Raw genomic sequence first — 11,694 nt, forward strand, 5'->3', positions numbered from 1 at the left:
GGAAAGACACGCTAAATGCGAACCGGAGACGAAGCCACACTCTCCCGGTGTGATGCGTCCTTCGACTGACGGCGCGAGAGATCGGCCGCACTTGCGAAGTGCGAGATGCGCAGCGGCGGCTTCCGCCTCATCTCAGACGTCGAAGAGTTGGAACACGTTCCCAAATAGCGGACGTGGCTTGTGCAAAATTGTCCCCGCGAAGCCCGGAGCGGTTCAGTTCGGCCTCATGTCAACAGCGTTAATTTTTATTTCAACGCGTATCGAAAAACGCTGAAAAAATTATCGCAGGCTGTCTCATTAGTTCCTATCGTGACAGGATAAAATAGATAAAATCCGATTATCTGTGAGCATACATAAGAGCCCGATCCGAAAGTTTTTCAACCCTGACAGTGCCTTGCTGTCCGTCGTGTGAGCATTCGGATCGAGGCGATCAATGTCCATGCGGTTGAGGAAGCAATGGATTGTTCCCAGTCTTTGGCGAGCCGCCTGCACCGTCCCAGCCAGGCGAATGTCCGTTCAACCACCCAGCGGCGCGGCAGGATCTGAAAGCCCTTCGCCGTATCGGACCGCCTGATGATTTCGACCGTCCATTTTCCCATGGAGGCGAGCGCGGATCGCAATTTGTCGCCAGCATAGCCGCCATCAGCGAAGATGTGGCGCAGCCAGGGAAAGCGCCTGCGTATCGCTGCCAGGACATCAACCGCCCCATCACGGTCCTGGATGTCGGCTGCATGAACGAGGAGAAAGATCAGGAAGCCGCAGGTATCCGTCACGATATGGCGCTTGCGGCCCTTGACCTTCTTCCCCGCGACATAGCCCGAAAGCCCGCCACTTTCTGTGGTTTTCACCGACTGGCTGTCAATCACGCCCGCGCTCGGAGAGGCTTCACGCCCCTCGATCTCGCGCAGGCTCATGACCAGCACCGTATTCATATCTTCGAACACTCCGGCTTCACGCCAGGCGTAAAAATAGCGCCTGACGGTCGAGACCGGCGGAAAGCATTTCGGCAGCAGGCGCCACGCACACCCGGCCGAGGCTATGTAGAGCATCGCGTTGACCACCTCGCGCATATCCGTCGTGCGGGGGCGACCGCCCCGTTTCGCCGGGGGCACAAACGGTATGATCAAAGCCCACTCCCCATCCGTCATATCCGATGGATATCGCAACCCTTCCCGGCTATGTTCACGTCGGGCAATACCAGTCCATGTCACCATTCACTCCATCTCTTCGCAAAGACGGATGAATCACAACAGGCTGGTATTGTTCAAAAACTTTCGGATCGGGCTCTAAGAGGCCCCATCAATGACTATCGATGTTGAAAAGACAGCCCCAGACATCCTCGAGGCCGTCTTCATGTCTTTTAGCAGCCTGTCGGGTTGGGGTACCCCCTGAAGCGGCGAGGGTATAGTATGTTGGGATGAGCCGCTTCATTCCCTTTGACCGATCTCAGCCGTATCTTCTGCCGCCTGATCTGAAGTCGTGGCTTCCGGCGGACGATATGGCGCATTTCATTGTCGCAACCGTTGAGCGGGTTCCGATGGGTGCGTTTTCCGTTCCGGTGCGCACGGGCGGCAAGGCGCAGTATCATCCGCGCCTGATGCTGGCCCTTTTGATCTTCAGCTATGCGAACGGGCTGTTTTCCTCACGCCGGATCGAGCGGGCGACCTATCGCGATATCGGGGTGCGCTTCGTGGCGGCGAACCTGCACCCGGATCACGACACGATTGCTGCTTTCCGCCGGACAAACCGGGTGGCCATTGAAGCTGCATTTGCACAGGTTCTGCTTCTGGCGCGCGAGATGGGCCTGCTGCGTCTGGGCGTGGTGTCGATCGACGGCACCAAAATCGATGCCGACGCCTCGAAATACCGTTCGGTGCGTTACGACCGGATCAAGGCGCTACGTGAACAGCTGGCGGTGGATATCGCGCAACTGATGGAACAGGCAGAGCACGCGGACGCCACAGACAGTGATCCGCAGGCCTTGCCGGAAGAGCTTGCCCGACGGGAAACGCTGAAAGCGAAGCTGGACGAAGCCTGCGCCCGGCTGGAGGCCGACGCGAAGGCGCAGGCTGAGGCAGCGCGACCGGCATACGAGCAGAAAAAAGCCGCATATGACGCAAAAACAGGGCGTCGCGGCCGGGCGCCGAAACCGCCGGATGATGAACCACCACCCGAGAGACAGATCAGCCTGACCGATCCCGACAGCCGCCTCATGCGGCGTTCGGACGCCCACGAGTTCCGGCAGGCCTACAATGCCCAGGCCGTGGTCTGCGCCGAAGGCAGCCAACTGATCGTGACAACCGACGTTGTCGCGACGTCAGCGGACGCGCCGTCCTTTGTCGGCACGGTGCTGTCGATGGAAAATACAATCGGTCTCCCGAAAACGGTTCTCGCCGACACCGGTTACGCCAGCGGGCAGGCCGTCCGGGACCTGCGGAAAAAAGGCATCGATCCACTGGTTGCCATTGAACGGCCATGTCCCCGTAGGCCTTACGACTTCCGGCCGCCTCCTGAAGACAGGGAACCGCGCCGGATCACCGAACCCTGGCGGCTGGCCATGAAGAAAAAGATGGAAACCACAAAAGCCGGAGATATTTACAGACTACGAAAACAGACCGTTGAGCCGGTCTTCGGCATTATCAAAAGCGTTATGGGGTTCAGAAGATTCAGCCTGCGCGGCCTTGCAAAAGTCACGACCGAATGGACACTCGTCGCTCTCGCATATAACTGCAAAAGAATGGCTCGGATTCAGGCAGCTTAAGCCGGGTCAGCCTCGGCGGTATCAGCCGCAAAATGCCAAACCCGACAGGCTGCTAGCGTATATCTGTGCCCGTTCTATGTACCGACCCCGAACTGATGGTCGTGACCGTCTTTTTTCCTCGCCGAATGCCGGCCAGGCCCATGGCACGCATCAGGCGTTCCACGGTGCATTTAGCCACCTCAATGCCTTCACGGCGCATCTGATGCCAGACTTTGCGCGTCGGCCGGGTCGCTATACCGGATATTGAAATCTAACGGAACAGAAATGATTTTCGGGATTTCAGTCGAAAAACATCGAGTTTTTTATGTATTTTTTCAGCTCGCCAAGGAGCAAGCGCACGCTCTTCTTGATGTGGCTCCTAGATGGAAGAACAGCATAGAGGGATACCGCTTCGCCCTGATATGCCGGAAGAATGCGTACAAGGCTTCCATTCTGTAGATTTTCATGTGCATCGCATAAGAGTTTGTATGCGATGCCTTTGCCCGATAAGGCCCAGTCGTGAATGATTTCCGCGTTTGTACTGCTGAGCGAAGGCGTGACGGTGATAACGTGAGAATGCTCTTTGTTTTCAAGAACCCACTGATTGATCACTTCCATGGTTTTGTAACGTCTCAGGCAAAGGCAGGTATGTTGATGTAACTCGTCCGGTGTGCGTGGTTCGCCGTTTTTTATGATATATTCAGGAGATGCGCAGAGCACCCGGACAGTTGAGGCGATTTTCGTAACGATCGTGCCGGTCGCTTCCGGCAAGCCGAGACGAATGATGATGTCTAGATAATCGGCAAAATCATAAGATCCTTCGGAAGCCACAGCAAGAGTGAGCTGAAGGCCCTGGTGTTTCTCATGAAAGTCCGCAATGAACGGCGCCAGCTTGTTTCGCCCGAGTTCGAGGGGGGCTCCGATGCTGAGCGACCCTTGGAGGAGTTGATCCGATTGAATCACTTCGGCTTCAAGCCGTTCGCTTTCTTCAACGATTTTTTTTCCACCATCATAATATAATTGCCCGGCGTCACTGAGATGAAAATGCCGTGTATTGCGTATGACGAGAGCGATACCCAGCCGTGTCTCCAGTCGACTCAGCCTTCGGGAAACGGCTGCCGGAGAGGCACCCAGTCGCTTACCTGTGGCCGTTACACTGCCAGCATCAACCAGATGCATGAAAAAAGCGACATCCGTCAGATCGTCCAAGGCCATGTTTCTGTTCCTGAAGCGGGTCGTAGTCGCGTTATCCTCATAGGATGATGACATAAAGATATTTGTTTCACACGCAATAGTTATTTGCGTCCAAAGCATGTGGCCAAGCGCCCCATTCTGAATATGATCCGGCTTGAGAAAAATTGATGGGATATTGAAGATGAGCGCCTCGCTGCAGGTCAGGCCAGAGCAGGAAAAGGCACTGGCACAAGAGATCGTGGGAACCTGGACGCTGGTTTCGTATCAAGTGGAGCTGCAGGCAACCGGCGAATTTATCGATGCGATGGGAGACCATCCGCGAGGACGAGTCATTTTTACTAAAGATGGTTGGGTTGCTTTCAATCTTGAAGGGACCGGGCGTGAGCCTGCCACGACAGATGAAGAGCGCGCTCATCTGATGAGCACCCTTGTCGCCTATATCGGGCGTTACAGGATCGAAGGAAACCAGTGGGTAACAAGTGTACAGACGGCGTGGGCACCGGAATGGGTCGGAACCGAGCAGCGTCGTACGGTCACCATCGCGGGTAACACCGCACATGTTGTGACACCGTGGCGCACGATGCCAAACTGGGCCAAAGATCAGATGTCACGCAGCATCATCAGGTTCGCTCGCACGCAGTGATGTTGTCACTCGCAATACGGTCCCTCTTCGCCGATGCGAAATTGCGCGTGGTCAGTGGGGGGGATCTTCAATCCCTCTGGCTCGACATCGAACGGTTTCTATTTGCGAATGAATTAAAAATAGATAGGGCGATCAAAAAATTCGTGCTGGCAACAAGCCTGGACGACGGACGGATTGTAGCCTGTGCCGGGCTTGATGAAAATGTTATTAAATGTGTATGCGTCGATAAGAAATATCGGGGTACGGAGTTAAGTCTCAAGGTCGGTACCGAGATCGTCAAGCAGGGACTGGAGGCAGGTTACGACGATCTGTTTCTTTATACAAAACAAGGAAACTCTAAAAGGTTTCGTAGGTGGGGCTTTTCTCCCCTGGTGGAGATTCCAGGGGCTGTCACATTCATGGAGTATAATAGAAACAGACTGTCCGATTATCTGAAAAATCTTTCCAGAAAAAAGAAAGAAGGTGGTCGGGTCGGTAGTGTCGTCATGAATGCCAACCCGTTTACGAACGGGCATCGTTATCTGGTCGAAAGGGCATGCAGGGAGTGCGATTGGGTACATGTCTTTCTGGTCAGGGAGGATGTGTCTTATTTCTCATACCCAGATCGCCTCAATCTTGTACGAGAAGGGCTTTGCGATATTGCGAACGTCATCATCCATGAGGGCTCCGACTATATCGTCTCTCACGTTACATTTCCCCAGTATTTTCTTAAAGATGATGATCAGGTGAACCAGCGGGCTTCTGCTGTCGATGCCCTGATGTTTCGCCAGTATATTGGTCCGGCGCTCGGTATTACTGTCAGATATGTTGGTACCGAGCCGCTGGATAAAACGACTGGAATGTATAATAGAGTGTTGAAAAAATATCTTTTAGAATCGTTCTGCGTGCAGAAACCAATACAGCTTGAAGAAATTTCAAGAATAAAATGTGATGGCAAAGTTGTTTCAGCATCCCGCGTTAGAGAGCTGATTAAAGAACATCAATATGAATCTGTCCGGTCTCTGGTGCCATGCTCAACGTTCGATTTTATCAAATGGCATTTCATGAGTTCGGATAAAAGGAAGGATGCATCGTCATGAAGATCAAGCAAAGAGGAATAGCCGGTACGTTGGAGTCGAGTGACATCCTGGTCGTGGTTTCTCCTGATGACGGAAATGAGGTTCAACTCACGCTTCAGAGCAAAGTCGAAAAACAGTACGGTGCGGCCATCCGACAGCTTGTAACAGAGATTCTGGAAAAGCTCGGCGTAACTGGAGTTGCTGTCGATGTAAAGGATCAGGGAGCTCTGGATTGTGTCATCCGGGCTCGTGTCCAGGCTGCGGTCTTTCGGGCCGCAGGAGAAAATAAAGTGAATTTCGAGGTTGTGTCATGAGATTGCGCCGGAGCATGATGTTCATTCCGGGTGACAGCGCCGGAATGCTCTCCAATTCCTATATTTATCGACCTGACTCCGTCATGTTCGATCTGGAAGATGCCGTCAGCCTGGCCGAGAAGGATACGGCGCGCCTTCTGGTTTTCAATACGCTGAAAGCTAACCTCTACGGTGACATCGAAACTGTCGTGCGCATCAATGGTGTCGAAACTCCGTTCTGGGAAGATGATCTTGACATGGCTGTCCGCGGCGGTGTCGAGGTGATCCGTCTGCCCAAGACGGAAAGCGTTGCCGACGTAAAAGAAATTGAAAATCGTATTGAAAATATCGAAAAGGCTTGTGGTCGTCCCATAGGCGATACGAAAATCATGGCAGCTATCGAATCTGCGTGTGGTGTCGTCAATGCGGTTTCTATTGCAGCATGTACGCCCCGCATGATCGCCATTGCCCTTGCGGGATTCGACTACCTGGTGGATATGCAGACATCGCGGAGTTCCGGAAGTGAACCCGAATTGTTCTATGCACGGGCGACCGTGTTGCATGCTGCGCGCGCGGCAAAAATCGATGCATTCGATGTTGCTTATGGAAACGTCAATGATGAAGAGGGATTCCTGAGAGAGGTCGCCATTGCCAAAAATCTTGGTTTTAATGGAAAGTCCCTCATTCACCCGCGCCAGATCGAACTTCTCCATAAGGCCTATGCTCCAACGACGGGCGAGGTCGATTATGCCCGGAAGGTCATTCAGGCGGCGAAGGACGCCCAAGAAAAAAATCTCGGCGTCGTCTCCCTTGATGGAAAAATGATCGATCCGCCGGTTATTCACGAGGCTCAGCGCGTCATTCTTCTATCCGATCATTCGTGAGGTAGGGTTCAATGTCATACAATCAACAGCGCGCCGCAGAATACGCTTCCAGAAATAACCTTCCAGAATTTGAAGGTGTATTTGCGAAATCGCCGCAACTCGCGAGCCCGTCCACGAAACGCCACAGAAAGCTTTTTCCGTCTCTTGAAGATGCAATTCGTACGTCGGGTTTGCAGGATGGCAGTACGGTGTCCTTTCATCACGCCTTCCGGGAGGGCGATAAGGTTTTGATGCATGTCATTAAGACGTTATCTGATCTCGGTTTTAAAAATCTGACGATCGCACCAAGTTCTCTGCTGAACTGCCATGATGGCCTGGTTGAGTATATCCGCTCCGGCGTGATCGCTAAAATCTTTACATCGGGCTTGCGAGGTGAACTGGGCGAGGCTGTTTCCAAAGGTTTGATGGATGTGCCGGTACAGGTGCATTCTCATGGCGGCCGTGTTCATCTGATTCAAACGGGCGAAATTTCCATTGATGTTGCGTTCCTCGGGGTGGCGTCATCCGATGAGTTTGGCAACGCGAATGGCAGTCATGGCGAACTGAGCTGTGGTTCGCTCGGCTATGCCAAAGTGGATGCCGCGCACGCGCGGTATGTTATCGCGATGGCTCAGGAACTAGTGGATTTTCCGAACTATCCCGCCAGTCTTTCCCAGGATCAGGTAGATGCGGTCGTCACGGTGGACGAGGTGGGCGATCCGTCTCTGATCAGCGTTGGGGCGGCACGGTTGACGAAGAACCCCCGCGACTTGCTTCTGGCCCGTATCGCCGCCTCTGTAATCGAGCATTCCGGATTGTTCAAAACCGGCTTTTCCATGCAGACAGGGTCAGGAGGAGCCGCTACCGCAACGACCATCTTTCTCGGTGAAAAGATGGTTGAAAAAAACATCAAAGCGAGTTTTGCCCTGGGTGGCGTGACGGGCCCTATCGTGGATCTTCTGAACAAAGGCATGATCGGCGCGATTGCCGACGTGCAGTCGTTTGATGTGACCGCAGCACAGTCGTTGAGAGAGAATCCGGCACATTGCGAGATTTCGGCGAATGAATATGCGAATTCATCGTCCAAGGGCGCTTATGTCGATCGTGTCGACGTCGTGTTGCTGAGTGCGCTGGAGGTCGATATCGATTTCAATGTCAATGTGCTGACGGGCTCTGATGGCGTGCTGCGCGGTGCGTCAGGTGGTCATTGCGATGTTGCCGCCGCAGCCAATTTGACGGTTATCGTGACGCCGTTGCTCAGGTCGCGGATGCCGTGTGTGGTCGAGCATGTTAATACGATCGTGACTCCGGGCAGCACCGTGGATGTCGTTGTAACTGATCACGGAATAGCGGTGAATCCCAATAATCAGGCTCTCGAAAAACGTCTCTGCGACGCGAAGCTTCCGGTCATGAGTATCGAGGAACTGAAAGATCTTGCCATCAGCCGAGCCGGCAAGCCGGAACCGATCGCCTATACGGACAAGGTCGTTGCGGTCGTACGGTATCGTGATGGTAGTGTCATGGATGTGGTGCGCCAGGTGGCCCGATAATGACGAGAGATGGGTCTGATGCGTTGGCGGATGGCTCTGTTCCTCTTTCTGCCCTGCTGGCGGCAAGGGAAGCGCGCGCGTACAGGCAGCATCTCCTGCTGGAGGACTGTGAGTGTTCTCTGATTTCGCTGACAATCGTGTCTCCGGGGCCGGTCAAATCGTCTCTATTCATCGATAACGTGTTTCATGTCGGAGTGACGGCACTCCATGCGGCGTGTGACGGCGCAGGTCTGAGGATCGATATGCAGCATCTCTCACATTCGGCAGCAGGACCGGAGGCGCTCTGTGTCGTCAGAGGGGTCGAATCCGAGGCGCTGAAGCAGATCACCGTAAACCTCGAAGATACGCATCCGCTCGGGCGGCTGTGGGATCTGGATGTGATCGCGCCAGGCATGAATGTTGTGTCGCGGGAGCAGTTTGGCCTGCCGGCGCGGCGATGTCTGGCCTGCCAGGGAAACGCACATTTCTGTGCACGCAACCGTCAGCACCCCTTGCCGGTTCTGGAGGCCAGCATGAAGCGGATTCTATCCCTCTATGAAGAGGAGGTATCGGTATGACCGCCATCATGACAATCGGCGAGATAGTCTCGGAGATAGCGCGAAAGGCGTTGGTCAGAGAGATTGATCTGACCCCCAAGCCCGGCCTCGTCGATCGCCATGATAGCGGTGCCCACCGTGATATGGATTACCCACTTTTCCTGTGTAGTATCGAAGCGATTTCGCCCTTTTTCGAGCGTTTCTATCAGCAGGGATGTGAAACAGCCTTTCAACCGCCTGATCGGACACTGTCGGCTCTGCGTGCGACTGGTCTCGCGTGCGAACGGCGTATGTTTCAGAAAACAGGCGGGATCAATACACACAAGGGGAGTATTTTCTCTCTCGGCCTTCTGTGTGGGGCTGCCGGGAGAGTCGTGGCTGGTGGGCAGAAACTGGGCATTGAACGAATCTGCACAGAAGTCGCGTATATCTCCAAGGATATCACCTTGAATGATTTCAGATGCCAGGGCAACATATCTAGTTCGACGGCGGGCGAGAAGATTTATCGACGATACGGATTGGCCGGGGCCAGAGGAGAGGCGGAATCGGGTTTTGTCACTGTTCGGACATATGCCCTGCCGGCTTATCTCTCGGCTCTTTCCGAACATGGCCCATCCGGTCGCGCAGACCTTGTCGCATTGCTGTCTCTGATATCCAAAAATGAAGATACAAATATTATCTCCAGAGCGGGCCTGGCTGGGCTTGATTTCTCCAGAAAATGTGCAGAAGAGGCGTTGAATACTCCATCTTCTGTTGATGATGAGTCTTTTTTTAAAAATGTTTTCAATATAAATGAGATGTTTATTGATAAAAATATTAGCCCTGGCGGAAGCGCCGATCTTTTATCCGTGTTGTTTTTCTTGACGGATGTTGAGGCAGCTTTTTCAAAAATGTGAGGTCGTATGTTAGAGACTATTTGTGGGGCTGTCTTCCCTGTGGTCCTATCCATGGCGTTGGGATACTTGGGTGCCGCCTGTGGTATGTTCAATCGCGATCAAGCAACTGCTCTCAACCGAATGGTGCTGAAATTCGCACTGCCGATGGATCTGTTTGTCGGTATTTCCAAAATTGACCGTCAGCAAATTCTCAATTCTGGTAGCTTTGCGACAATTATTATTGGCTGGATGATTATCAGCTTTCTGCTGACGTACGGGCTTTCACGCTTTGTCTTCAAGCGCTCCGTCTCCTTGAGTACGCTTCAGGCACTTGCTGTTGGAAACCCTTCAGTTCCATTCGTTGGTTCGGCTGTATTGGGTTTTCTGTTTGGTGAAAAAAGCGCGCTCGCCGTGTCTTTGGCGAGTCTGACCATTAATGTCGTCTTGATACCAGTTGTTTTCTTTCTTCTGGCCAGCGATAATAGGGAGACGCTTGGAGGTGAGGGAGGATGGACCTCGCATCTCAAGCAGGCCTTCAAGCAGCCGGTCGTCCTTGCGCCGCTGCTGGCATTTTTCTGGGTTCTAGTCGGCGTGCCCGTCCCGAAGCTGTTGGACACTTCCTTGACCATGCTCGGTAAAACGACAGGGGGAACCGCAATGTTTTCCGCCGGCATTTTACTGTGCCTGATGAAACCTGTGTTGAACAGAATGGTCATCACATCGGTTGCGATCAGAAACGTTGTCGTGCCGCTCGGTGCTTGGGGCCTTGCACTCGCGGCGCATCTGTCGCCGTTTTATCTGCGGGAAGCCGTTTTGACATTTGCGATGCCGTCGGCCTCTGTCATCGTAATTCTGTCGAGTCAAATTAGAAAGGGGGAGCGTGAGGCCGCGTCTACGGTGTTTTTCTCCACCATCGCCGCTGTTTTTAGTATGGGGGCCCTAATCGCGCTGACATCCTGAATATCTTCTGTGGCCTCCCCCCGAAGGGGGAGGCGTCGATACTATCAGAAAGCAGTTGAAACAGTCCCTGTCATGGTAAAGCGCAGCTCGACCATGAAGGAGTTGCCGTAGCCCAGAGTGGGGGCGTTGCTGCCGCTATAGACCACGGCGATGGCGCCGGTGCGGACGATCGAGCCGGTCAGGCCCAGTATACGCGATCAATGCACTGGCAATATCATTAACATTGAGTAACGCGCGAAAGTTGGTGATGCCCTGAGGGGCGGCATATCATGGCGGTGTTCAGACGCCGTCAATTCTCAGCCGAGAAAGGGATATGCTGTTGATTTTCACTGAGAACTGACCCGGGTAGGGCGGAAATTTTCATCGAGATTTGACCCATGCCTCCACACTCCCCGGCATCATCTGCTGGGGGTTTTTGGAGTGATTGACATGGAGCTTCTGAGTGTGATCCGCCGGTGGCATCGCCGGGATCATTTTCCGATCCGCGAGATCGAACGCCGGACAGGACTGTCACGCAATACGATCCGGAAATATCTCCGGGCAGAGAGCATTGAACCGCGGTTCCAGGTTCCCGAACGTCCCAGCCGACTGGACCCGTTTGCTGACAAATTGAGAGGCTGGCTGGTTCTGGAAGCCGCCCGCCCCCGCAAGAACCGGCGCACGGCGCGACGCCTGCATGAAGACCTTGTGGCACTGGGTTATGATGGATCCTACGGACGGGTGGCCGCTTTCATCCGCCAATGGAAACACGAACAGCACCAGGCACGCCAGACAACGGGCCGGGGTGTTTTCGTGCCCCTGTGCTTCCAGCCTGGGGAAGCCTTCCAGTTTGACTGGGGCGAGGACTGGGCGGTGAGTAAGCTCCCGGCGACTGACGCCTTGCTGAATACTTCTGGCCTGGTTCAGCTATGAAGCATGAACGATTTAAGAGATAGGGACGCGGTACTACCTGCGAGTGTCGCAGGTAGTACCGCAGAGAGGC

Annotated in this window: 11 protein-coding genes and 2 pseudogenes; 10 read left to right on the forward strand and 3 right to left on the reverse strand. The window is 53.9% G+C overall.

From position 1 onward, the window contains the following. Positions 1 to 377: 377 nt before the first annotated feature. Positions 378 to 1,214, reverse strand: a complete 837-nt coding sequence (locus tag ACBR42_RS16180) for an IS5 family transposase (protein ID WP_371208706.1) — start codon at positions 1,212 to 1,214, stop codon at positions 378 to 380. A 203-nt stretch (positions 1,215 to 1,417) separates the two neighbouring features. Here ACBR42_RS16180 and ACBR42_RS16185 point away from each other — a divergent pair, with 203 nt between their 5' ends. Then, positions 1,418 to 2,761: an IS1182 family transposase gene (locus ACBR42_RS16185; protein WP_371208707.1), complete on the forward strand. Its 1,344-nt coding sequence runs from the start codon at positions 1,418 to 1,420 to the stop codon at positions 2,759 to 2,761. An 88-nt stretch (positions 2,762 to 2,849) separates the two neighbouring features. Here ACBR42_RS16185 and ACBR42_RS16190 read toward each other — a convergent pair. Beyond that, positions 2,850 to 2,978: pseudogene (locus ACBR42_RS16190) on the reverse strand (IS3 family transposase); the annotation flags it as partial. Positions 2,979 to 3,040: 62 nt separating this feature from the next. Further along, positions 3,041 to 3,955, reverse strand: a complete 915-nt coding sequence (locus tag ACBR42_RS16195; protein ID WP_371208708.1) for a LysR family transcriptional regulator — start codon at positions 3,953 to 3,955, stop codon at positions 3,041 to 3,043. Between the two features lie 160 nt (positions 3,956 to 4,115). Between ACBR42_RS16195 and ACBR42_RS16200 the strand changes: the two genes are divergently transcribed. The 9 genes and pseudogenes from ACBR42_RS16200 to ACBR42_RS16240 all read left to right on the forward strand — a co-directional run. Further along, positions 4,116 to 4,577 carry a lipocalin-like domain-containing protein gene (locus tag ACBR42_RS16200; protein ID WP_371208709.1) on the forward strand — a complete coding sequence of 154 codons (462 nt, stop codon included), beginning with the start codon at positions 4,116 to 4,118 and terminating at the stop codon, positions 4,575 to 4,577. Beyond that, complete coding sequence (gene citC, locus ACBR42_RS16205; RefSeq protein WP_371208716.1) at positions 4,577 to 5,656, forward strand: [citrate (pro-3S)-lyase] ligase; 1,080 nt, start codon at positions 4,577 to 4,579, stop codon at positions 5,654 to 5,656. The genes ACBR42_RS16200 and citC overlap by 1 nt, the downstream gene beginning before the upstream one ends. Then, complete coding sequence (citD, locus tag ACBR42_RS16210) at positions 5,653 to 5,949, forward strand: citrate lyase acyl carrier protein (protein ID WP_371208710.1); 297 nt, start codon at positions 5,653 to 5,655, stop codon at positions 5,947 to 5,949. Before citC ends, citD begins: the two co-directional genes overlap by 4 nt. Positions 5,950 to 5,963: 14 nt before the next feature. Next, complete coding sequence (locus tag ACBR42_RS16215; protein ID WP_371208711.1) at positions 5,964 to 6,812, forward strand: aldolase/citrate lyase family protein; 849 nt, start codon at positions 5,964 to 5,966, stop codon at positions 6,810 to 6,812. Positions 6,813 to 6,823: 11 nt separating this feature from the next. After that, the gene (gene citF / locus ACBR42_RS16220) at positions 6,824 to 8,341 is read left to right on the forward strand and encodes a citrate lyase subunit alpha (RefSeq protein ID WP_371208712.1); all 1,518 of its coding nucleotides are present in this window, start codon (positions 6,824 to 6,826) and stop codon (positions 8,339 to 8,341) included. After that, positions 8,341 to 8,898 (forward strand): citrate lyase holo-[acyl-carrier protein] synthase, encoded by a 558-nt coding sequence (citX, locus tag ACBR42_RS16225; RefSeq protein ID WP_371208713.1) that lies wholly within the window; start codon positions 8,341 to 8,343, stop codon positions 8,896 to 8,898. The genes citF and citX overlap by 1 nt, the downstream gene beginning before the upstream one ends. Further along, positions 8,895 to 9,773, forward strand: a complete 879-nt coding sequence (gene citG / locus ACBR42_RS16230) for a triphosphoribosyl-dephospho-CoA synthase CitG (protein WP_371208714.1) — start codon at positions 8,895 to 8,897, stop codon at positions 9,771 to 9,773. Before citX ends, citG begins: the two co-directional genes overlap by 4 nt. 6 nt (positions 9,774 to 9,779) lie before the next feature. Then, positions 9,780 to 10,712, forward strand: coding sequence for an AEC family transporter (locus ACBR42_RS16235; RefSeq protein ID WP_371208715.1), 933 nt, complete (start codon positions 9,780 to 9,782; stop codon positions 10,710 to 10,712). 429 nt (positions 10,713 to 11,141) lie between these two features. After that, positions 11,142 to 11,567 (forward strand): annotated as a pseudogene (locus tag ACBR42_RS16240) (IS21 family transposase); the annotation flags it as partial. Positions 11,568 to 11,694: the final 127 nt, after the last annotated feature.

This window comes from Komagataeibacter sp. SM21, from assembly GCF_041402665.1.
GTDB classification, from domain to species: Bacteria; Pseudomonadota; Alphaproteobacteria; order Acetobacterales; family Acetobacteraceae; genus Komagataeibacter; species Komagataeibacter saccharivorans.